The sequence below is a fragment of the Corallococcus sp. bb12-1 genome, assembly GCF_026626765.1.
Lineage (GTDB): Bacteria > Myxococcota > Myxococcia > Myxococcales > Myxococcaceae > Corallococcus > Corallococcus terminator.
The window spans coordinates 137,806-160,146 of record NZ_JAPNJZ010000024.1; the positions used below are offsets into that span (position 1 = coordinate 137,806).

General features: G+C 70.1%; 17 protein-coding genes. 6 read left to right on the forward strand and 11 right to left on the reverse strand.

The window, feature by feature from the left end:
- Window positions 1–5: 5 nt before the first annotated feature.
- The 6 genes from gspD to OV208_RS28195 all read right to left on the reverse strand — a co-directional run bounded on the left by gspD (window position 6) and on the right by OV208_RS28195 (window position 9,169).
- A complete protein-coding gene (gspD, locus tag OV208_RS28170; protein WP_267577007.1) occupies window positions 6–2,639 on the reverse strand; it encodes a type II secretion system secretin GspD in 2,634 nt (877 codons plus the stop codon).
- A 25-nt stretch (window positions 2,640–2,664) separates the two neighbouring features.
- On the reverse strand, window positions 2,665–3,582 hold the full coding sequence (gene gspC / locus OV208_RS28175) for a type II secretion system protein GspC (protein WP_267577008.1): 918 nt from the start codon (window positions 3,580–3,582) through the stop codon (window positions 2,665–2,667).
- A gap of 200 nt (window positions 3,583–3,782) precedes the next feature.
- Window positions 3,783–5,189, reverse strand: a complete 1,407-nt coding sequence (locus tag OV208_RS28180; protein WP_267577009.1) for a sigma-54-dependent transcriptional regulator — start codon at window positions 5,187–5,189, stop codon at window positions 3,783–3,785.
- 46 nt (window positions 5,190–5,235) lie between these two features.
- Complete coding sequence (locus OV208_RS28185; RefSeq protein ID WP_267577010.1) at window positions 5,236–6,246, reverse strand: ParB/RepB/Spo0J family partition protein; 1,011 nt, start codon at window positions 6,244–6,246, stop codon at window positions 5,236–5,238.
- Window positions 6,247–6,309: 63 nt separating this feature from the next.
- On the reverse strand, window positions 6,310–7,656 hold the full coding sequence (locus OV208_RS28190; RefSeq protein ID WP_267577011.1) for a TldD/PmbA family protein: 1,347 nt from the start codon (window positions 7,654–7,656) through the stop codon (window positions 6,310–6,312).
- Between the two features lie 28 nt (window positions 7,657–7,684).
- Window positions 7,685–9,169, reverse strand: coding sequence for a TldD/PmbA family protein (locus OV208_RS28195; protein ID WP_267577012.1), 1,485 nt, complete (start codon window positions 9,167–9,169; stop codon window positions 7,685–7,687).
- A 279-nt stretch (window positions 9,170–9,448) separates the two neighbouring features.
- On the opposite strand from OV208_RS28195, the gene OV208_RS28200 reads away from it, so the two are divergent.
- From OV208_RS28200 to OV208_RS28210, 3 genes are all read left to right on the forward strand, one after another.
- Window positions 9,449–11,398 carry an FHA domain-containing protein gene (locus tag OV208_RS28200; RefSeq protein WP_267577013.1) on the forward strand — a complete coding sequence of 650 codons (1,950 nt, stop codon included), beginning with the start codon at window positions 9,449–9,451 and terminating at the stop codon, window positions 11,396–11,398.
- 92 nt (window positions 11,399–11,490) lie between these two features.
- Window positions 11,491–12,828, forward strand: a complete 1,338-nt coding sequence (locus OV208_RS28205; RefSeq protein WP_120544289.1) for a cyclic nucleotide-binding domain-containing protein — start codon at window positions 11,491–11,493, stop codon at window positions 12,826–12,828.
- A 1-nt stretch (window position 12,829) separates the two neighbouring features.
- Window positions 12,830–13,321: a hypothetical protein gene (locus OV208_RS28210; protein ID WP_267577014.1), complete on the forward strand. Its 492-nt coding sequence runs from the start codon at window positions 12,830–12,832 to the stop codon at window positions 13,319–13,321.
- 11 nt (window positions 13,322–13,332) lie between these two features.
- Here the strand turns inward: OV208_RS28210 and OV208_RS28215 are convergent, their stop codons facing one another.
- Window positions 13,333–14,919: a tetratricopeptide repeat protein gene (locus OV208_RS28215; protein ID WP_267577015.1), complete on the reverse strand. Its 1,587-nt coding sequence runs from the start codon at window positions 14,917–14,919 to the stop codon at window positions 13,333–13,335.
- 142 nt (window positions 14,920–15,061) lie between these two features.
- On the opposite strand from OV208_RS28215, the gene OV208_RS28220 reads away from it, so the two are divergent.
- A complete protein-coding gene (locus OV208_RS28220) occupies window positions 15,062–16,030 on the forward strand; it encodes a homoserine kinase (RefSeq protein WP_267577016.1) in 969 nt (322 codons plus the stop codon).
- 4 nt (window positions 16,031–16,034) lie between these two features.
- Here OV208_RS28220 and OV208_RS28225 read toward each other — a convergent pair whose 3' ends face one another.
- The 3 genes from OV208_RS28225 to OV208_RS28235 all read right to left on the reverse strand — a co-directional run bounded on the left by OV208_RS28225 (window position 16,035) and on the right by OV208_RS28235 (window position 19,499).
- A complete protein-coding gene (locus OV208_RS28225; RefSeq protein WP_267577017.1) occupies window positions 16,035–16,505 on the reverse strand; it encodes a nuclear transport factor 2 family protein in 471 nt (156 codons plus the stop codon).
- A 72-nt stretch (window positions 16,506–16,577) separates the two neighbouring features.
- Window positions 16,578–17,105 carry a hypothetical protein gene (locus tag OV208_RS28230; RefSeq protein WP_267577018.1) on the reverse strand — a complete coding sequence of 176 codons (528 nt, stop codon included), beginning with the start codon at window positions 17,103–17,105 and terminating at the stop codon, window positions 16,578–16,580.
- A 33-nt stretch (window positions 17,106–17,138) separates the two neighbouring features.
- Window positions 17,139–19,499 (reverse strand): hypothetical protein, encoded by a 2,361-nt coding sequence (locus tag OV208_RS28235; protein WP_267577019.1) that lies wholly within the window; start codon window positions 19,497–19,499, stop codon window positions 17,139–17,141.
- A 25-nt stretch (window positions 19,500–19,524) separates the two neighbouring features.
- On the opposite strand from OV208_RS28235, the gene OV208_RS28240 reads away from it, so the two are divergent.
- Window positions 19,525–19,926, forward strand: coding sequence for a TIGR02266 family protein (locus tag OV208_RS28240; protein ID WP_120535495.1), 402 nt, complete (start codon window positions 19,525–19,527; stop codon window positions 19,924–19,926).
- Window positions 19,923–20,471, forward strand: coding sequence for a DUF192 domain-containing protein (locus tag OV208_RS28245; RefSeq protein ID WP_267577020.1), 549 nt, complete (start codon window positions 19,923–19,925; stop codon window positions 20,469–20,471). The genes OV208_RS28240 and OV208_RS28245 overlap by 4 nt, the downstream gene beginning before the upstream one ends.
- A 17-nt stretch (window positions 20,472–20,488) precedes the next feature.
- On the opposite strand, the gene OV208_RS28250 is transcribed toward OV208_RS28245, so the two are convergent.
- Complete coding sequence (locus tag OV208_RS28250; RefSeq protein WP_267577021.1) at window positions 20,489–22,270, reverse strand: GGDEF domain-containing protein; 1,782 nt, start codon at window positions 22,268–22,270, stop codon at window positions 20,489–20,491.
- Window positions 22,271–22,341: the final 71 nt, after the last annotated feature.

Genomic DNA, 22,341 nt, shown 5'->3' on the forward strand with positions numbered 1-22,341 from the left:
GAAGGTTACTCCCCATTTCCCGGCTGGATGCGCAACCGGTCGGCGTCGGCGTCCGGAGCGGGCGCGATCACCTCGGGTTGCGGTGCCGGTTCAGCGGGCACTGATCTCTCTGAACCTTCCTGAGGCGCTTCGAAATTTCGCGGAGCCTGCTCGCCCTCGGAGGAGGGCGCGGCACCGTTCGGCGAAGCAGGCGCTTCCGTGCCCGGCTGGCTTCCAGGACGGGCGGGCGCCGGGGCGCCGGGGGCGGGGCTGCCCGCCGGGCGGATGACGCGCTCGTTGGTGGTGCCGGGCCCACCGTTCTCCACGCGCTGCTCCTCCTTGATGACGGACTGGTTCATGCGCGACAGCGGGCCGGGCTTGCGGCTGAAGTCCACTGCCACGTCGTAGCCGGGCACCTGGCCGTAGAACTGCTCCACGAACTGCTGACGCTCCTTCATCTTGCGCTCGAAGATGCGCCGGAAGTCGTCCTGGCCGCGGATGATGTAGGGCGTGAGGAACAGCAGCAGGTTCGTCTTCGTCTTGCGGCGCGTGGTGTCGCGGAACAGGTGGCCCAGGAGCGGGATGTCACCCAGCACCGGCACCTTGGAGACGGACTCCAGGGTGCGGTCCTGCATGATGCCGCCGATGACGACCGTCTCCATGTCCTTGGCGATGACCGTCGTCTTCGCGCTGCGCTTCGACGTGGTGGGGCCGAGCACCGGGTCCGACGAGGCGATCTCCTCTGTCTGCTCCGTGATGACCAGGCGGATGAAGTCGCTCTCGTTGATCTGCGGCTTCACGGTGAGCTTCAGCTCCACGTTCTGACGGGTGATGGGCGCGTACAGCGACCCCAGGCCGCCCAGCGAGCCCAGCAGGGACGGGGTGATGCCGCCGTTGGTGCCGCCGCCCGCGACCGCGCCGCCCAGGCTGGACGGGGAGAAGCCGGACTGGAAGGGCACGTTCTGGCCCACCGTGATCTCCGCCTCCTCGTTGTCGCTGGTGAGCAGGTGCGGCGTGGACAGCACGTTCACGTCGGAGGACTGCTGCATGGCGTTGAGCACCACGCCGAAGGCCGGGATGTCGATGCCCAGGTTCTTGAGCTCCGGCAGGACGGGGCCCTGGATGCCGGCGAGGAATCCGCCCATGCTGGCCAGGTTCGCCAGCGAGAAGGACGGGGGCACGCCGCCGCCGGCGTAGTTGGTGCCGAAGATGCCGGGGATGGCGCCGTCGTCCGTCTTCAGGCTGAAGCCCTGGTGGAAGTTGATGCCGAACTCACTGTTGCGGTCCAGGTTCACTTCCATGATGACCGCCTCCACGAACACCTGGCGGCGCGGCTGATCCAACTGCTGGATGATCTTGACGATGTTCTTGTAGTCGGACGGGCTGGCGACGATGACGAGCGAGTTCGTGCCCTTGTCCGCGGAGATCTTCACCTCGCCGCTGAACAGCTCCGCGGCCTGGGTGGTGGTCGCGCGCGGGATGCCCTGGGGCTGCTGCACCACGGGGCCGCGCTGCGGGCGGTTGGCGGTGCCCTGCGCCAGCGACTGGAGGGTGCTGGCCAGCTCTTCCGAGTTGGCGTTCTCCAGCGGGTAGACCTGGATCTTGTTGCCCGTCTCCGACGGGACGTCCACTTCCTTGACGATGTCCTGGATGCGGCTGAAGGCCGCGGGGCTGGCCACGATGATGAGCTTGTTGGTGCGCTCATCCGGGATGATCTGCGACAGCGTCACCGCGCCGCCCGTGTCGGTGCCTGGGGCGACGCCGCCCTCGGCGCCAGGAGGCTGGCCGGGGACGCCCTGCGGGAAGCTGCCGGGGCGCTGGCCGGGGCGCGCGCCGCTCTTGGCTTCGAAGAGCTTCTGCACGGTGTTCGCGACGTCCTGGGCGGTGGCGTACTGCACCTGGATGATGCGCATCTCATCGCTGGAGGAGCGGCTGTCCAGCTGGTTGATGAGGCGCTCCAGGCGGTGGATGTTGGAGCCCACGTCGTTGACGATGATGGTGTCCGGCGGGTACGGGATGGTGTCGCCGTCCTTGGACACCAGCTGCTGGAGCACGCCGCGCAGGGGCTCCACTTCCACGTACTTGATCTTGAACAGCTTGGTGATCATCTGCTCGTTCGTGGTGTACGGCGTCGACTCGTCCACGATCGTCGGGATGGGGTTCTGCTTCGCGGACCGCTTGTCGACAATCTTCAGGAAGCGGCCGTACGGGTAGACGGCGAGCCCGTTGGCGTCGAGCGCGGCCAGGAACGCGGAGTAGAACGATTCCGAGTCCACCTCCACGCGGCCGTTCTCCGGCCCGATGATGGAGATCTTCCCGCGCACGTTCTCCGGGAGGATGAACGTGCGGCAGGTGGCGTCCGACACGGTCTGGACGAGCTTCTCGATGTCCACCTTGTCGAAGTAGATGCCGTAGCGCGCGCGGCGCCGGGCCTCCTCGCACGAAGGCGTCTGGCGCGGCCCCTGGTTCTCCTCCGGGGCGGCGGTGGCCGTGCCCGTGGAGCGGGCCGGCGGGGTGGTCCCCTGCGGGGTGATGGTGCGGTCGCGGTCGCGGTCAGGCGCCGCGGGGGGCGTACCGGGCTGCGACGGACGGCGCTGGGCCCACGCGGGCACGGAGAGCGCGAGGCACAAACAGAGCATCCAGGACGGGAGCGTCTTCATGGAGGAGCGGGCGCTGACGGGGTGTTTAACGGACGTTGTAGGATTTGCGGATCGGCGCTCCGTTGCGCTCGATCTCGATCTCGATGCGAGAGGAGTCCTTCATCTTCGAATAGACCTCCAACGCCTTCTCGGGGCTGTTCAGGTCGAAGCCGTTGATGCGACGGATGACGTCTCCGTTCTGGACGCCGATCTTCGAATAGATGGAGTCCGGGCGGATGGAGAACAGCTTGAAGCCCACCGCCTGACCATCCTTGAAGGCGGGCACGATGCGCGCCTGCATGGCCACGTCGTTGAGGTTGGCCAAGGTCTTGTCGATTTCCGCCTTGGGGACTTCGTACTCGTTCTCCCCGGTGGACTTGATGCCGGTGCCCAGGCCGTTGGGCGCGGGGGCGGTCGGCGCGGTGACGGGCGGGGTGTAGGCGGCGACGGCGCCGTCCCCGGGCTGCCCGTCGATGAACTCCTTGCGGCCGCCGTTGTTGATGATGACGCGCTCGCGTTCAATCTCCATGACGGTGGCGCCCATCAGGTCGTTGCCGATCATGTACGTCTGCGAGCGCTGCGTGGTCATGTCCTGGATGGACGCGAACGACCAGTCCGGGTTGCCGGCGACGAGCGTGCCCAAGAGCTTCACCCGCAGGCCGCTCTTGGCCGGGGGGGCGTTGGCGTCGAACTCCGGACGGGTCTGGTCCGGCGGCTTCACCGCGACCTCCGGCTCCGGCAGCTTGACGCCGGTGAGCTTCGACAGGCGCTCCGCGTCGATGGACGCCAGCGTGCTGTCCGCGGCGTGGGTGCGCTGCGCGACGCGCGCGGGCGCCTCGGAGGCGGGCGAGGGGGAGATGGAGGATTCGACGAACAGATTCACCGTGCGCGCCGCCAACAGGGCGACGAGCAGGATGAACAGCAGGTTCACGCTCCAGAAGTATTTACGAAAGAAGAGTTCCATCACGCTTCCGGGAGAAAGCCAGCCCCACGTGGGACCGTGAGCAAGGCAGGTGCCATCGCTGGGCGGGTGGGAAACCCAGGACTTACGGCCAAGTACGCGAAATTATTTCGGAATAGGACGCGGCCCCGGCGCTGGACGCGGGGCTGACAACGCGTCCGGACAATTTGTCAAAAGCAGGCGGGGGCCGGTGTGACGGCCTGTCAGTCCGGCGTCCCGGGAGGGGAGGGGGCGACGGGGGGGGCGTCGGGGCCCAGCTGCTCGCGTTCCAGCTTGCGGTAGATGGTGCGCGCGGCGATGCCCAAGAGCCGCGCGGCGAGCGTCTTGTCGCCCTTGGTGTGGCGCAGGGTCTCGTGGATGACCCTGCGTTCAATCTCCTCCATGGGGGTGCCAATGGGGATGACGAGCTGGCCGGCCGAGCCCAGGGGCCCCTTGCGCACGGACTCCGGCAGGTCGCTGGCCTCCAGCACGTCCGTCTTGGCGAGCACCACGGCGCGCTCCACGGCGTGCTCCAATTCGCGCACGTTGCCGGGCCACGCGTAGTTCTCCAGCACGCCCAGCGCGTCCGGGGAGAAGCCGCGCAGCACCTTGCCGTTCTTCGCGGAGAAGCGGCGCAGGAACGCGTCCGCCAGGAGCGGGATGTCCTCGCGGCGCGAGGCGAGCGCGGGCACGCGGATCTCCACGACGTGCAGGCGGTAGTAGAGGTCCTCGCGGAATCTCCCCTCCGCCACCTCCTTCTGCAGGTCCTTGTTCGTGGCCGCCACGAGCCGCACGTCCACCTTCACCGTCTGCGTGCCGCCCAGCCGCTCCAGCTCTCCCTCCTGGAGGACTCGCAGGAGCTTCACCTGCGCGGCCAGGGGCATCTCGCCCACTTCGTCCAGGAAGAGGGTGCCGCCGTGGGCGCGCTCGAAGCGGCCTTCGCGCCGAGCCACCGCGCCGGTGTACGCGCCCCGCTCCACGCCGAAGAGCTCCGCCTCCAGGATGCTCTCCGGGATGGCGCCGCAGTTGACGGCGATGAAGGCCTGCCGCGCTCGGGCGGAGTGCTCATGCAGGGCCCTGGCGGCCAGCTCCTTGCCGGTGCCGGATTCGCCCAGCAGCAGCACCGTGGCGGTGGAGGGCGCCGCCTGGCGGATGGTGTCCAGCATGGCGCGGAAGGCAGGGGACTGGCCCACCATGGCGCGACCGCCGGACGGGTTGATCTCCGCGAGCCTGGCCTTGAGGGAGGTGTTCTCCTGGACGAGCGCATGCTTCTCCAGCGCCTTCTGCACGGCCTTCACCAGGGCGTGGCGCTTGAGGGGCTTGGTGATGAAGTCGTAGGCGCCGTCCTTCATGGCGGCCACGGCCGTCTCCACGGTGCCGTAGGCTGTCATCAGCACGACCTCCACGTCCGGGCGGATGGTGCGGCTGGCCTTGAGCAGCTCCTGGCCGTCCATGCCGGGCATCATCAGGTCGGTGACCATGACGCTGACCTCGGGGCGGCGAAGCAGCTCCAGCGCCTCCGTGCCCTGCGCGGCGGCGAGCGTGGCGAAGCCCTCCCGCTGGAAGATGCGGGCGACCGAATCGAGATTGGCGCGGTCGTCGTCGACGACCAGGACGGTGGGAGCAGTCATGGGGTGCAAGGCCTCTTGTACGCCTGCCTTGCAATCCCCATTCCCCTCACGCCTGCTCTTCGTCCGGTTCCAGGGGCCCCCCTCCCATGCGGCCGATGTCCTCGCGGCGGACCTTGTCCACGTTGAAGCGCTTCGCGCTGGCCAGCATGCGGTCCACCGTGGCGTCGAAGGTGGGAGGGGCGCCGTCCTTGCGGAAGCGCAGGAAGTTGATGCGGGCGACGACGAAGTTCTTGAGGTAGGGGCTCTGGAGGCCGCGCTCCTTGAGGGCCGCGACGATGGCCACCACCGCGTCGTCCAATTCCAGGAGGCGGTCCGCGCGGGCGTCGCGCAGGGCCAGGGCCTCCGGCAGGGGCAGCTCCTGGAAGCCCTCCACGTGCTTGACGAAGGGGTGGTAGGCGCCCGCGGAGTAGCGGGGACGCTTCTCGTAGGCGGCGCCCAGGGTGAGGAAGGACGGCTCCTCGAAGAGGTGCCCGAAGGCGGATTCCCTGCCCGGGCGGCCCGCGCCCACCAGGCCCCGCGCCATGCGGATGACCTCCAGCGAGCGCTCCTTCAGGTTGTGGGCCTTCTCCGTGTTGAGGGCGAGGATTTGATAGGCCACGTCCTCTTCCGGCAGCAGCAGCGCGACGATGGACTTCGCGCCCAGCATGCGGCTCGCGTGCAGGCGGTGGTTGCCGTTGGGTGTCCAGTAGCGGCCCTGCACGCGCACGGCGATGACGGGGTCCAGGAAGCGGTCCAGGCGCTCCATCGCGGTGGCGAGCCGCTTCACGTGGGGTTCGGACAGGTCGCGCTGGTAGGGCGTGGGCTCCACCTTGTCGATGGGCAGCACGGCGAAGACGACGGGGTGTCCTCCCAGCGGGTCGCGGTACACGGCGAGCACTTCTCCACCGTCCTGGCGCACCGCCTGGAGGAGCTCATCCGGGAAGGCGACGGCCTCGCTGGCGACGTCCGCGGCGGTGAGGCCCCGCGACTTCGGTTCGGCCTTCTTGCGCCGGGGTTTGCGCGGGGTGGCCGACTTCGACTTCGCGGGGGCGGACTTTCGGGCGGACTTCGCGGCCATGCGGACGGACCCTCCTTGCTGGAGCGTGGAGGGCCGTCAGCGTAGGCCACGAAGCCGCGCGGACTACGCTCCGGACACGGTGAGCTGTCGGAAGCGGACAGTGGGCGCGCCGACGGAGCCGCCGCGGAACTGGAGGTCGTTGCCCACCGCGTCCACGTCCTTGAGCATCTGGAGGAGGTTGCCCGCCACGGTGACTTCCTGCACCGGGTGCGTCAGCTCTCCGTTCTCGATCCAAAGGCCGTTGGCCCCGCAGGACATGTCGCCGGACACCGGATCCGCGCCGTGGCCGAGCAGTGCGGTGACGTACAGGCCCCGAGGCACCTGGCGGACGATGTCCTCCGGCGACTGCGTGCCCGGCTCCAGGTAGAGGTTGGTGGTGCCGATGCCCGGCAGCGCGCTGTAGCCACGCGACGCGTTGCCCGTGGTGCGCGCCTTCGCCTTGCGCGCGGTGAAGGCGTCGTAGAGGAAGCCCGACAGCACACCCTTGTCCAGGATGGGCGTGCGCCGGGTGGGGACCCCTTCCCCGTCGAAGGGCGCGGTGGCCAACCCCCGGGGCAGCAGGCCGTCATCCACCAGCGTGATGTGATTGCCCGCGAGTCTCTTGCCCATGTGCTCGGCCAGGACGCTGGAGCGCTGGTACACGGCGTTGCCGTCCGCGGCCTGGGCGATGTTCTGCACGAAGTTCGCCGCCACCAGCGGATCAAACACCACCGGCACCTGACACGTCTTGACGGACTTCGCGCCCAGCATGCGCACGGCGCGCTTCGCGGCCTGCCGGCCAATGGACTCCGGCGACTCCAGGTCGTCGAGGAAGCGCTTGTAGTCCAGCCAGAAGCCCGTCTGGAGCTGCCCGTCCTGGGCCGCCACCGGCACGGCGACCAGGTACACGTACGTGCCGGAGTAGCCGCCCGTCGCGCCCTCGCTGGAGGCCAGGTACACCTCCGACACGAAGTCGCCCGCGGCCACGGAGTCGAACGTGGCCACGCGCGCGTCCTCGGCCCGGCCCGCGCGCTCCGCCTCCAGGGCAGCGTTGATCTTCCAGTCGCCGGGGAGGTTCGCGACCTTCGGGTCGAAGAGCAGGCCGGTGTCGCCCCGCTTGCCCAGGTCCTTCGCGGACGGCAGGCCGTTCAACTTGCTGGGCGCGGCGGCCTCCGCCAACTGCACGGCCAGGTCCACCACGCGCTCCAGCCCGCCGGGGGTGAAGTCGGAGGTGTACGCGAAGCCCAGCCGGTCCTTGACGAAGACGCGCACGCCCACGCCCTTGCTGGTGGCTTCGGTGAGGTCTTCAATCTGGCCTTCGCGGACGCGCACGCTGCTCTGGCGGCCCACCTCCAGATACGCTTCGGCCTGTTTGGCGCCGCGCTTCACCGCGCGCTGGACGATCTTCTTCGCGAGTTGTTCGTAGTTCACGTTGTCGTTCCCTTGAAAGGTCCGGCCTTCAGCCGACCTTCGTGCCGCCCACGGTGACGTTGTCGATGCGCACGGTGGGCAGGCCCACCCCCACGGGCAGCATCTGCCCGTCCTTCACGCAGATGCCCATGCCGGGGTCCGGCATCGGGTCGCTCCCCACGCGGCTGATGTTCTTCAGCGCCTCCGGCCCCACGCCAATGAGGATGGCGTTCTTCACCGGGCGGCCCAGCTTTCCGTCTTCAATCTGGTAGGCCTCGCTGACCTCGAAGACGAAGTTGCCGTTGCTGATGTCCACCTGTCCGCCTCCGAAGGTGGCGCAGTACAGGCCGCGCTTCACCTCCTGGAGGATGTCCTGCGGCGCGTGGTCCCCGGGTGCCAGGAACGTGTTCGTCATGCGCGGCAGGGGCAGGCTCTTGAACGAGTCGCGCCGGCCGCTGCCCGTGGAGCGCTGGTTCATCAGCTTCGCGTTGAGCTGATCATAGAGGTAGCCCTTGAGGACGCCGTTCTCGATGAGGACCTTGCGCTCGCCCGGCACGCCCTCGTCGTCGATGTTGATGGAGCCTCGCGCGTTGGACACGGTGCCATCGTCGATGACCGTCACCAGGTCGGAGGCCACCTTCTCCCCCAGTTTGCCGGCGAACAGCGAGGTGCCCTTGCGGATGAAGTCCGCCTCCAGGCCGTGGCCCACCGCCTCGTGCAGCAGGATGCCGCTCCAGCCCGGCGCCAGCACCACCGTCTGCGGGCCCGCCACGCAGTCCACCGCGCCCAGCGTGGCGATGGCCTGCCGCGCGGCCTCCTCCGCCACGCTCTCCGGCGTCACGCCGTCCCAGTAGGTGAAGGACACCCGGCCGCCGCTGCCGTACATGCCGGTGCGCCGCTCGCCGCCCTTGCCCAGCGCCACCACGTGCACGCTCAGGCGCGACTGATCCTGCGTGTCCTCGCTGTAGCGCCCGGCGGTGTTGGCCACCGCGATGCGCCGCGTCTGATCCACATAGGAGGCGTTGACCTGCTGGATGCGCGAATCAAAGGCGCGGGCGGCCTTGTCCGCGCGGCCAAGCAGCGCCGTCTTCCGGGCCACCGCCACGTCCTCCAGCGCATGCGCCACCCGGTAGTGGCTGGGCACCGCGACGCGCTTGATGGGGAAGGAGCGCTCGGAGCCGCCGCCCTGGGAAATCATGGCGGCGGTGCGCGCGGCACGGAACAGGGCGGCCTCGTCCCAGTCATCCGAATACGCGTACCCCACCTTGGCTCCGGTGATGACCCGCACGCCCACGCCCTGCACCAGGCCCACCTGGGCGCTCTTGATGCGCGACTCCTCCAGGACCACCGCCGTGGTGGACGAGCGCTCCACGTACACCTCCGCGAAGTCGGCGCCCCGGCCCATGGCTTCAGCCAGCAGGCGCTCCAGGAGGCCCGGGGGGAGGAGCGGGGAGGGGAGCGGCTGCCGTGCGGCCAGGGGGGCGAGCTGGGAGGGACGGGCGCGCCTCGGGGACGCGGCGGGGGCTGCGGGCATGGGCGTGTCTCTTGAGGGAGCGGGGATGGGGGAAACCTACATCGGGATGGGACGGCGTTGCGGGCCAACGGTCCGCGAGGGCCCGGTCTTCCCTGAAAGGAACGGTGGGAGCGCATTCCCACGGTGGGGCCAGCGCTCTAAGATGGCGACCGCTTCAACCTGGACCCATCCATGCCTCCTCGCCGTCCATCACCGTCGTCGCGTTCGGGCACCGGCCGTTCCGGTGGCTCGACGGCGGAACGCCGTCCCAAATCCTCCTCCGGAGGTGATTCCCGCCGGGTGGCCGTCCCGGACGAGGACTGGTCCGCGCCCCTGTCGGGCGAGGACGGTCCGGAGGAAGGGGGAGACCCGGAGCTGTACGGGGACGCGGAGCCGCAGCGCTCGCGCACGGGCGAGACGCGGGTGGCGTCCGTCGCGGACGTGCGTCCGGATCCGGAGGAGGTCTCGGAGGAGGAGGAAGAGGACAACTCCGAGACGACGCGCGCCGGTCCCCCGGTGCTCGTGCTGGTGCTGGACGGGCCCGACAAGGGGCGCAAGAAGCGCTTCAAGGGCGTGCGCATGGTGCTGGGGCGCAGCAAGGACTGCGACTTCGCCCTGGGCGACCAGACGGTGTCCCGGCGCCACATCGAGCTGGTGTACGGCGCCAGCGGCGTCGTGATGCGCGACCTGGGTGGCATCAGCGGCACCCAGGTGAACGACCAGAAGGTGGACGAGTGCATCCTCAAGCACGGGGATGAGATCTCCGTGGGCAAGACGCGCCTGAGGTTCGTGGACGAAACCGAGCTCATCAAGGAGATGCGCGCCAAGGCGGAGTCTGGCGAGTCGGAGCCGGAGAAGAAGAAGGAAGAGGAGAAGAAGGACCCCCGTCTGGATGAGAAGACGAACGCGAACTACAAGATCGCGGACCTGATGCGCGACGAGAAGGCGCGCAAGGCGGGCGTGCCCCGGCCGCGTCCGGTGCGCAACTCGGCGCGCGAGGGCATCAAGTTCGACTTCAAGATGAAGGTGGGCGCGGCCGTCGCCGGCCTGGTGGTGGTGCTGATGATGGTGGGCCTGGCGACCTCGGGGCGCGGGGGGCCCCCGCCGCCGCCGCCGGTGGATCCGGGCCTGAAGCGCGCCACGGAGCTGATGCAGAAGGCGCGCGACAAGGTGCGGGACGGCGAATACCCGGACGCCGTGCGCTTCGCCGCGGAGGCGGAGAAGGCGCACGCGGGCATCGACGCGGACGGCGTGGGCAAGGGCGCGCAGCGGCTGCAGGACATCGTGGAGGGCTTCAAGGAGGTCCGCGGGCTCATCGCGGAGAACCGCTACGACGACGCGCGCGCCCGGCTGAAGGACCTGCCCGAGGGCACCGCCCGGACGGACACGGAGCGCGACGAGCTCAAGGTGGACCTGGAGACGAAGGAGCAGGCCTACCACGTGGGGCAGTTGGAGACGGCGCTGACGGCGCGCGACGCGGAGCAGGCCCGCACGCTCATCCCGCTGCTCGTCGAAGCCACACGGCCCCCGTACGACACGCGGCTGGCGGAGCTGGATGCGACGCTCGCGAAGGAGGCGGCGCAGGCGGTGCGGCAGGCGGGCGTCCAGAAGGCCGTGGCGGCGGAGGGCGCGAAGCAGCGCCGGGCGCAGTACGTGGAGCAGGCCTTCGAGGACGTGGAGCGCCGGTTCAACGGCGGGGACTTCCAGCGCGCGACGCTGGAGGTGGACCGGGTGATGGACAAGTACCGGGCGGAGGCCGACGTGCAGGCCCGGGCCCGCAACCTCAAGAAGCTCATCCCCCAGTTCCGCGCCGCCTTCGAGGAAGGCCAGAAGAAGTACGAGAGCAACGCGCTGGAGGCCTCCGTGAAGCCCCTGCGCCGCGCGGCGGAGGTGTACCGGCAGATCGGCTTCGCGGGCTCGCTGGGGGACACGCTCGACAACGAGCTGGCGTCCGCGTCGGTGGCGGCGGGGCAGTCCGCCTTCAAGCGCAAGGAGTACCCGGTGGCGGGCCGCAGCTTCCGCGAGGCCCTGCGGCTCAACCCCGGCGACTCGCGCGCGCGCACCGGGCTGGACGAGCTGCAGAAGAAGGTGGAAGAGCTGTACCTGTCGGCGTACATCGCTCGCGACCGCGACCCCGCGCTGGCGAAGGAGCAGTTCAAGATCGTCATCGAGGCGTCCTCGGAAGGCTCGGATGTGAAGCGCAAGGCGGAGATGGCGCTGAGCGAGCTGCAGAAGTCCGACGGTTCGTAGCACCCCGTTGGGGCCGCTTTTCGCGCGTGGTGGGGGCGGGCGGCCCCGTGGGTTTTCCTGGTCGTTGTCGCGGTCTGTCTTGGAGACACTGGATGAGTGAGTCGTCGCTGCGTGAGCTGGGCATGGATCTGTTCGAGGAGCGCCAGTTCGAGCGCGCCCTCGCCGCCTTCGCGGAGGCCGTGCGCCGCGTGCCCGCGGACCACCGCTCGCGCATGCTGGCATCCCGGTGTCTGGCGGAGCTGGGCGAGCGCGAGCGCGCCGTCACCGCGTACCACGCGTGCGCGGAGGGCCTGCTGCGCCGCGACTACCTCTTGAGCGCGATGGCCGCGTGCAAGCTGGCCCTGGAGCTGTCGCCCAACGAGCGGCGCCTGAAGGAGACGCTGGCCCGCGTGCACTCACGCGCCGCGCGCCACGCCAAGGGCCGCGCCGCGGTGCCGCCGCCGCTGCCGCCGGAGCACCTGTATGACGGCAAGGTGGACACGGACCTGATGGGCCTGTTGGGCGAGGAGCTGTCCAACCGCGCCATCGAGGTGCTGGCGGCGCCGGACACCGGCGGCAACGCGGATCCGCAGGGCCGTCCGCCGCTGCCGCTGTTCGCGGACCTGGACCGCGACGCGTTCCTGGACCTGGTGGGGCGCATGGTGTGGCGCACCATCAAGGCGGAGGAGGTCATCAGCCGCGAGGGTGAACCGGACGACCACCTGTACGTGCTCGTCGCTGGCAAGGCGGAGGTGACGCGCAGGGCGGAGGGCGAGGACCGCACCCTGGGCTTCCTGGGCGGCGGCTCCATCTTCGGAGAGCTGGCGCTGCTGACGGGCGCGGCCCCCACCGCCACGGTGACGGCGGTGTCGGATTCGGAAGTTTTTGAAATCCGCCGCGAGCACCTCAACGCGGTGGCCAAGAGCCACCCGGCGGTGCCGCAGCTGCTCGCGGACTTCGCGCAGCAGCGCATGATGCGCAACCTGATGGCGAACTCGCCCCTGTTCCAGCAGTTGCCGGAGTCGGAGCGGGGCGCGCTCTTTCAGCGCTTCACCTTCCGGCCCCTCCAGGCCGGCGAGAAGGTGCTGGTGGAGGGCGAGCACTCGCCGGGCCTCTTCCTGGTGCTGGCCGGAGAGCTGGTGGTGCAGAAGGAGGATCCGGCGGGCGGCGTGGTGACGCTGGGCGTGCTGCGCGAGGGCGAGGTGGCGGGAGAGATTTCGCTGCTCACGGGCCTGCGGGCCACGGCCACGGTGCTGGTGCCGCGCAAGACGGCGGCGGCGTACCTGGAGCGCAACGCCTTCCACCAACTGGTGCAGGCCTTCCCCAACATCCGCACGTACCTGGAGCAGTTGTCGGACCGGCGCCTGAAGCAGATTGGTGAAGCGCTGCGGCCGCTGGAGATCATCGACGCGGACGACATGATGCTGGAGCCGGAAACCGGGGCGGCCTGAGATGCTGGTCACGCGCTCGCGGGTGGTGAGCGGCATGGCGGCGCTGGTCGCCGCCGCGCTGGTGCTCTACCTCTGGCCCCGGGAGGAGCCGGGGGTGAAGGACGCGGTTACCCGTCGCATCATCGCGATGACGCGCTCCGCGGAGGAGAAGGACGTCGGCGGGGTGATGGACGGCGTGTCCGAGCGCTTCAAGACGACGGACGGCTGGAGCCGGCAGGACGTGCACCGCATCCTGGCCGCGCAGGTGCTGCGCGGTCAGTGGGTGCGCATCTTCACCACCGACATCGAAGTGCACGAGGTGACGCCCACGCAGGCCGAGTTCCAGGCGCGCTTCATCTTCGGCCGCTCGCAGGCGGACAAGCTGGAGGACTTGGCGCGCGACAGCGTGCTGAACGCCTACTCCATCGAAGGCATCTTCGAGAAGGAAGCCGACGGGGAGTGGCGCGTGATGAAGGCGAAGCAGCGCCGGTTGGACCCCTCCGAGCTGCTGTAGCCCTCCTCTCGTTACTGCTGCTGGAACAGGGGCCCTGCCTCGGTGAGCCACGCCTTGGCCATGGCGGGCTGTCCGGAGGTCTCCAGGCGCTTCTTGATGTCGTCGGCGCGCGTGGCGATGAGCGCTGGCGGCGTGCCCTGGGCGCGGGCGCGCACGAGGGCGAAGTAGTGCTGCTGGCACCCGGCGGCGAAGTCGCCCTGGGCGAAGAGCAGCTCCCCCAGCGCCGCGTACGCCTCCGGCATGCTGCCCGCGCCGGTGTCCGGGGCCACGGCCGACAGCAGCGTCCGGGCGCCCTCGAAGTCCTTGCGTGCGAGCAGCAGCGCGCCCTTGGCGTACTGCGCCCGCGCGAGCCCCACGCCCCGCGCCGCGAGCGCCTTGTCGTAGGCCGCGAGCGCGTCGTCCTGCCGGCCCGCCTGCTCCATCACGCCTCCGCGCGACAGCCAGTACCGGTCGTCCTTGTCCAGCGCCGCCACCGACTTGCCGTCCGACGTGGTCACCTTCACCTCGCGGAAGGTCTTCTCGTAGGCCTCCAGCAGCGCCAGCGCCCCCGCGCCGTCACCCTGTGCCTGGAGCAGGCGCGCTCCATCCAGGGCCAGCAGGGGCGCGGTGGGGTGCTTCGCCACCGCTGCCTCGAAGGCCGCGCGGGCCTCCGGCGCCTGCTTCGCCGCCAGCGCGCGAGCCCGGGTGAAGAGGGCGTAGTGCTCGTCCGGAGAGGCCTTCAGCGCCGCGTCCGTCAGGGGCAGTGCCTCGTCGGGCGCGCCCTTCGCGAGCGCCATCTCCGCCCGAGCCACCGCGATGCGGGCCTGGAGCGCGGGCGTCAGCTCCTTGCCGCGCGTGCCCAGCTCCTCCAGCGTCGCCTTCACGCTGTCCGGATTGCGTCCTGAGTACAGCTGCGCCAGCACGGACGTCACCTTCGCCAGCAGGTGATCCGGGTTCGCGGAGGTGGCCCGGGAGAAGGCCTCCACCGCCTGGGGGAACAGCCCCTCGTCGAGCAGCGCCTCGCCATAGGCCGTGGAGAAGCGCGGATCCTTCCACGCCCCCTCCGCCGCGCGCGCGAACGCCTGCCGGGCCTCGGAGAGCCGTCCCTGCTTCTGCAGCAGCCGGGCCTGGGCCAGCGTCAGCTTGGGGCTGTTGGCGCCCTGGGCCTTCAACTCCTCCAGCAGCTTCTGCGCTTCGGCCGTCTTGCCCTCGCCGATGAGCAGCAGCGAGCGCGCGCCGTAGCGCTCTCCGGAGCGCGAGCCCATGGCCTCCGCCCGGTCCAACTGTTCGCGGGCCTTCGCATCCGCGCCGGGCTGGTGATGGTCCAACCACAGCATCGTCTGGATGTCGGCGGACAGGGCGCGCGCGTCGCGCGAGTCGGGGGAGAGCGTGAAGAGCGTCTCCAACTGCTGCTGCGCCATGGACAGGTCGCTGGGGTTGCCCTTCAGCGCCGCGGAGCGGGCCGCGCGCAGGTGCGCGTCCACCTCCTGCCGCACCTGTCCCCGGTGGACGTACCAGGCGACTCCCGCCGCGAGCACCACCGCGACGATGCCAATCTGGAGCAGCGCGCTGCCCAGACCCTCGCGACGCTTCCAGTCACCGCGACCCGACGTGTCCATGGGGTGGCCTCTCGCGCAAATATTGAAGATTTTCAGACAGTTATGCGAAGTAGGACGGGCATGGACAGATAGGTCCGCCCTCCCGGGGTGTCAACGGGTGGGGGCTGTCCGCACGAGGGGCGGCAAGCCCTGGAGGCACGCGATGGCGGTCTACACGACACTTCCCCCCGAGGCATTCACCCACGTGGCGGACGCATACGGCCTGGGCGCCGTGCGCGGGATGACGCCCATCCCCCAGGGCTCCATCAACACCAACCACCGACTGGAGACGGACGCGGGCCGCGTCTTCGTGCGTCACACCACGGTGCGCTCGCCGGACGACCTGCGCTTCGAGGCCGCGCTCCTGGAGCACCTGGCGCGCGCGCACTTCCCGGCGCCGGTGCTGCTCGTGCCGACAGGGCCCACGCCCTTCCTGGAGATGCACGGCGGGAGGATCAGCGTCTTCAAGTGGCTGCCGGGAGAGGAGTTCACCCGGGCCCAGCTGACGCCGGACGTGCTGGAGCGGCTGGGCGCGGAGCTGGGAAAACTGCACCGCACCACGCAGTCCTTCGGCGGCTCGCGGGGCAACCCCTACGGCCCGGAGGTGGTGAAGGGCTGGCTCGCCGGATTGAGGCAGCGGCCGGAGCCGGAATTGGCGGCGGTGGCCGGGGAGCTGGAGGGGTTGCTCGCGCGCGCGGAAGCCGAACACCCGGGCCTGGAGCCAAGGGGCGTCATCCACGCGGACCTCTTCCTGGACAACGTGAAGTGGCTGGGCGACCGCGTGGGCGCCTTCTTCGACTTCGAGATGGCGTGCGTGGACGCGTACACCCGCGATGTCGCCATCACCCTCAACGCGTGGTGCTTCGACGGCGGCTACCAGCCCGGGCTGTGCCAGGCGTTCCTGCGCGGCTACCAGGACGCCCGGCCGCTCGCGGAGGTGGAGAAGGCCGCGCTCTTCGGCCATGCGCTCTACGGCGCGGTGCGCTTCACGACGAGCCGCATCCGCGACTACCACCTGTCCACGCTGGGCGCGGACAAGCTCGCGCCCAAGGACTACCGCACGTACCTGTCACGCGCGCGCGCCCTGGGCGGCATGGGGCCGGACGGGCTGCGCGCGCTGGTCGGCGTGTGACGGCCTAGATGCCGGAGACGATCTTCCAGTCGCCGTCGACCTTCTGGAAGATCATCTGCTCCAGCTCCGAGTCCTGCTGGGGCCGGGCGTTGAGGCCGGGCATGCGCCAGGACGCGTTCCAGTAGTAGATGGCGTAGGCGACCTCTTCGTCCTCGCGGAACTGCACGCGGCGGACGTTGATTTCCACCTTGGGGTCCTTCAGCTTGGTGAAGAGCGCCTCCAAGTGGGGCCCGATGTTGGCGGCGGTGAGGTCGTCCTCCGGGTCCTCGGTGCCGCCGTCGTCGCGGAACTTGGGGGACACCAGGGCCTGGATGGCCTTCGCGTCGCGGGCTTCCAGGGCCGCGCGGTAGCGCTCCATGACGGCGAGGATGGCGCGGGTGTCGTCGGTGTCCTGCAACTCCGTGCCGGCAATGCGCTTCGGAGCGCACGCAGCCAGGAGGAAGACGGCGCAGAGGGCGAGGAAGCGGTTGTGCATGGCGGGGCCTTATGGGTTCAACCGCATGGGTGTCAACCCATTCCCAGGCCCCGCCCGCGATGCGCGCTTTGACTATTTGGCGCGGATGACTTCAGCGATGAAGCGGTTGAGCACGGGCACCTCGTTGTCGAGGATCTTCAGGCCCTCGGACTCGATGACCTTCTCACCGATGAAGGCCACGGCCTTGAGCAGGAAGGGCAGCTTGAGCGAAATCTCCCCGTCCATGGTGCGCTCCGTCTGGCCATTGCCCAGGTCGCGCAGCCGCAGCACGCCCGTGTTCACCATCATCTTGGAGATGGTCTGGGACGTGGGCGTGTTGGTGAACGCCAGCTCCTTCTTGCGCTTGTCGTAGGTGGACGTCTCGATGAAGGCGAACCACTCGGGCGGGACCTTCTTGGTGCCGATGGTGGCGATGACGGGCTTGGGGCGGTAGCGGACGCGGCGGTGCACGCGGTCCCCGTCCACCTTCACCTCCAGGGGCTGCAACTCCAACAGCACTCCGTGGTGCTGCAGGAGGAACGGGAAGTAGCGCTCGTCGAGGAGTGCGCGCTCCACTTCATCCACTGTGCCCTGGATCCGCTGCTGCTTGCCGAACCGCATGCTCCGTCCACCTCCGGAATGTGTCGCCCGCGTCTAGCGGAAAGCCTGACGCGGCACCAGGGGTCCGCGATAGGTCGTCTGCTCGAAGTCACATCGTTCGCGCCACTCGGTGGCGACCGCGCGGAATGCGGCGCCGTAGTCCGGAAGTGCACCGACTTCATGCCGCACGGTGCCGCAGTCGCCCGCCAGGTAGGCGGCTTCAATCCGCAGCCGCGTGGCTTCCCGGCGGATGGCTTCCGGCAGCGCGGTGTCCGCCAGGGCACGTTGGAGCTGATCCGCCGCGAGTGCGGGCGCACCCACCTGATGCAGCCGCCGACCCAACAGGTAGCGCAGCCACGGGTCCTGCGGCGAGACGAGCAGGGCGCGGTCCAGCAGCAGCAGGCGCAGCTCCTCCTGGGGCGCGCGGAAGTACGCCTCGATGGGCGCGCGGCGCGACGGTGTCTCCAGCGCGGCCAGCTTCACCTGCGCGGTGCGCGTCAACTCCGGCCCCGCGTTGAGCGCGAGCGCGGTCTGGAGGAACCCGCGCGACGCGTCCAGGTTCTCCAGGTGCAGGGCCACGTCGGCGCGGGCCACGGCCACCTCCGCGGCGAGCGCGGGCCGGTCCTTCACCTGTTCGGCGAGCGAGGCCAGCACCCCGGCCGCGTCGGCGGAGCGCTCCAGCGCGTCCAGGGCCACGGCCTGCCCCAGTTGGAAGGAGGGTTCCTCCGGCTGGAGGGCGGCGGCGCGCTGGAAGCGGACGAGCGCGTCCTGCGGGTCGCTGGCGAGCGCGTCGCGGGCGGAGTCCGACAGCCGGGCCACCTCGCGGGCGCAGGCGCGGGAGAAGAGGCTGCCCGAGCGGAAGCGGGCGAAGGCGCGCGCGAGCGTGGACTCGTCCAGAGGCAACGCGTCCAGCGTGCGCTCCCACTCCGTGACGAGCGCTTCCAGGGGCTGGCCGTAGGCGGCGTCGAAGTCCGCGTGCGCGTAGACGGCCCGGAGCTTGTCCGCGCCATAGGTGTCCGCCAGGTAGCGCAGGAACGAGCCCGCCACGGTGTACGCGCGCGCCGGGGCGGATTGGTAGAAGCCCTTGGGCCCCATGAGGTCGCGCATGTCCGGGGCAATCCCCTGACGGCGCATGCCCGCGGCCCACTGGTGCAGGGTGAGCTCGCCCTGCACGGGGTCGTCCGCCGCCACGGCGAGGCCCTCGATGACGCCCATGAGCGGCCACACGCCCAGCCGGGTGGTGACGCGGAAGAAGCCCGCGCCGGCGGGGGCCGCCATCACGTGCGCCAGCTCATGGTGCAGCACGGAGTGGGGGAAGGGCCTGTCCTGGATGTGCAGCTCCGTGCGCCAGGGCTTGGCGAACTGGGTGCGGCCCGCGCCCACCAGCCGCTGCTTCTCGTCCTCGGAGCGGTAGAGCCACACGCGCACGCGCTCCGTGGGGGCCACGCCCAGGAAGCGCGCCGTCTGGACGTAGCGGAACTCCAGGTCCCGGGCCATCCGGTCCACGTCCTCGCGAGCCTTGCCGCGCGGGTAGTGCAGGACGAAGTGCTCCGTCTCCCGCACGCCGCCCAGTTGCTCCGCCAGGTACGCGTCCGTCATGCGCAGGCCCAGTTGGGGCGCGCGGGACTCCAGCATCCAGATGCCCACCGCGCAGAGCGCGACGAGGCCCAGGCCGCCCACGCGCGCGCCCTTCAGGGTCAACCTGCCGGTGCGCACGTCGAGCAGCGCCAGGGCGAGCCCCGCGAACGCGCCCGCCCACAGCAGCGTCTCCACGCGGAACCAGCCCAGCGCGGCCGTCATCTTGAGGGCCTCGTCGTAGAGCGGGCCGGGCAGGTGGCCCAGGAAGACGTTGAAGGCGAACACCTGGGGCCCGAAGACGATGGGCACCACCGTGACGACCAGGGACGCGAGGAGGAGCAGGGCGTACAGGCCCGCCGCGCCCCGGGGCCGGGCCGTGGAAAAGCCCAGGAAGACGCCCGCGGCGGAGGCGAGCACGGCGGAGGGCACGGTGAGCAGGGGATAGAACCCCGCCAGCTCGAACGGGTCGCACGCGGTGCGGAAGCGGGCGAAGAGCAGGGCACACACGAAGGGGGGGATGAGCACCCCCAGGTTCAGGAGGAGGCTTGCGCCCAGGGCGCGCCCCACGGCCGTGCCGGGCAGGGTGGAGGCCTCCGCCAGGGGGGGCCGGGGCAGGGCGCCGGTGAGGATGCGGCGCTCCTGGAAGGCGGCGGCGATGCCTGTCCCTCCCCCGAGCAGGCCGACGGCGATGGCCAGGGCGAGGCCCAGTTCGAAGCCGGGGACGCCGAAAAGCGGGAGCAGGACGAGGGCCGACCCCCCACCGGCGAGCAGCAGCACGGTGGCCAGGACGGCCGGACGGCCCAACAGACCTCTGGCGCGGGGGAGGACTTGCCGCATGGTGTCCCCTATACTCCCCGGCCGCATGTCCGAACAGAAGAGCGGATCCGAACTGCGCACCCATGGTCGTGCGCCCATCGAGCTGAAGGTCGACTACAAGAAGCTCAATTCGTTCTTCGCCGACTACACGAAGAACATCAGCAAGGGTGGCACCTTCATCAAGACGAAGAAGCCGCTGCCTATCGGCACGCGCTTCCTCTTCAAGCTGACGGTGCCGCACCGCGAGGCACCCTTCGAACTGTTGGGCGAGGTCGTCTGGTCCAAGGGTGACGCGGAGGAGCCCGGCATGGGCATCCGCTTCATCTACAGCAGCGAGTCCCAGCGGGTGGACTTCGAGACGCTCGTGGAGCGCCTCATGTCCGACAGCCTGGGCTCCGAGCTGACGGAGAAGCTGCTCAACAAGCCCCTGCATCCCCAGCACCCATGAGCCTTCGTGTCGCGATGGCGCTGTGCACGCTGGCGCTCGTGGGCGGCGCGTGCCAGGAAGCGCCCGCCGCACCCCCGAAGCCCGCGCCCGCCGCCCCGCGAGCGCGCCCGAAGGACGTGTCGGCGGAGGACTTCGTGATGCCAGGGCTGCCGCGCGCGCACGTGCGGCTGAAGGACGCCTACGGGGGCGTGCACCGCGTGGCGGTGGAGGTGGCCGCCACCGGGGATGCGCGCACGCGCGGACTGATGTGGCGCAAGGAGCTGCCCGCGGGACAGGGCATGCTCTTCCTCTTCCCCGAGGAGGAGGTGCGGGGCTTCTGGATGCGCAACACGCTCATCCCGCTGGACATGCTCTTCATCACCTCCGAGCACCGCATCGTCGGCGTCATCGAGAACGCGGAGCCGCGCACGCTGATGAACCGCTCGGTGGGCATCCCCAGCCAGTTCGTGCTGGAGGTCCCCGGCGGCTGGTGCCAGTCGAAGGGCATCGTCCGGGGCGGCACGGTGGAGTTCGAGGGCGTGAGCACCCTCCCCATCACGCCCTGAGCCTGACCGCGCGGCGGCTACTCCTCCGACGCGGGCTGGAACAGGAACGTGCTGGCGTGCGACTCGCCCGACAGCGCCTTCACCTTCTTGCGCAGGGACGCGGCGACGGCGGACAGCTGCGCGGGGTGGGGTGACGGGGACAGGCCCCGTTGGTCCACCGCCGCCAGGCTCAGCGTCACCGGCACCATGGGCGTGCCCGGCGCGTCGTTCGCGGTGAAGCCTCCGCGTCGCAGGTCCTCCGGTCCGTACAGGGGAACCCGCTCCGCGTCGAAGCGCTGACAGAGCTTGCGCAGTACCTCGGGCGACACGCCTTCGGGACACACGAGCACGAAGTCGTCGCCGCCCACGTGGCCCAGGTGCGAGCCGGGCGGCAAGAGGTGCAGGCACTCCGAGAGCAGGTTCGCCGTGTGGCGGATGACCCGGTCTCCCTGGAGGAAGCCGTAGCGGTCGTTGTAAGTCTCGAAGTGGTCCAGGTCGCCGTAGATGATGGTGAACGCGCTGCCTTGAAGCGCGGCGCGGATCCACCGTTCGATCATCCGGCTGCCGGGCAGGTCCGTGAGCGGGTGCGCGCCGGTGGCGGCGTGCTGCTCCAGGTCCGAGGCCCGCGCGATGAGCTGCTTCATCGTCACCGTGCCCAGGAAGTGGCCCTGCGCGTCCGTCACCACCACCGGGTCGTAGACGGCCTCGGGAGGACGGCGCATCGCCATGCGGGCCAGGGCGGTGATGGCCGTGGCGTCCTCCACCACCATCAACGCGTCGGGTGCCCCGTCCGCGAGCGCTGGGGTCTCATCGGCGGAGGTGCCTCCCCACCGCGCGTAGAAGCTCCGCCGCGTCACCACCGCGCGCGGCTGTTCGCCGTCCAGCAGCACGACGTGGTCCTCGCCCGGCGTGCGGCGAAAGAGCCGGTCCAACTCCACCGCGGGCGATGCGGCCGGCGCGCACGGGGGACGGATGATCATGCTGCCCACCGTCTCGTCGTCCTCGAACTCGCGGTGATTCAGCGCGCGGATGGCCTCGCGGCAGCGCTCGGCGAAGTCCTCGCCCGGACGCTGGGGGGCGTTCGCCGGACGCGCCAGCAGGTAGCCCTGCGCGTGCCGGATGCCCAGGCGCAGCAGCACGGCCAGCTCGTTCCAGGTCTCCACGCCCTCGGCGATGAGCACCGCGTCCACGCGCTGCGCGAAGGTGACCAGCGACTTCACCAGGTGCTGCCGGTACGTGTGCAGGTGGATGTCCCGCACCAACGCCTGGTCCAGCTTGATGAAGTCCGGCGCGCTGTGCACCAGCGTCACCAGACCGGAGTGCCCCGCGCCGAAGTCATCCAGCGCGATGCCGAAGCCCTGCTCCGCGTACCGCCGCGCGAGCATGCGCAGCTGCTCCGTGTCCTCGAAGGTGCTGCGCTCGGTGATTTCGAGCACGATCTGCCGGGGACTGAGGCCGTGCGTGCGAAGCAGCTCCAACGTGGACGCGCCGCCGAAGCGCTCGTCACTCAGCACATCCGGGCTGACGTTGAAGAAGAAGGGCCCGCGCCGCTGCTCTTGCGGCAGCGTGGCGATGCGGCGCACCGCCGCGGTCCAGCACGCCCGCTCCAACTCGTAGGTGAACCCCTCCACGCGCGCGCGGTTGAAGAGTTCGTTGGGGGACTCCACTGGCCCCAGGCCTCGCGACAACACCTCGTGGCCAAGCACCTCGCCACTGAGCAGATCGACGATGGGCTGGAAGACGGTGGCGACCCTCGGCTCGTCACCGTTCCACAGCCAGGGGGGTGGCAGGCCGGGCTTGCTGGGGGAAGGCAGGCTCATGACTCCTAAAATGTACCGCGCTCTGAAGGAAGCTTCAGTCCCCCCCTCCCTTCAGGCGCCCCCAACATCCA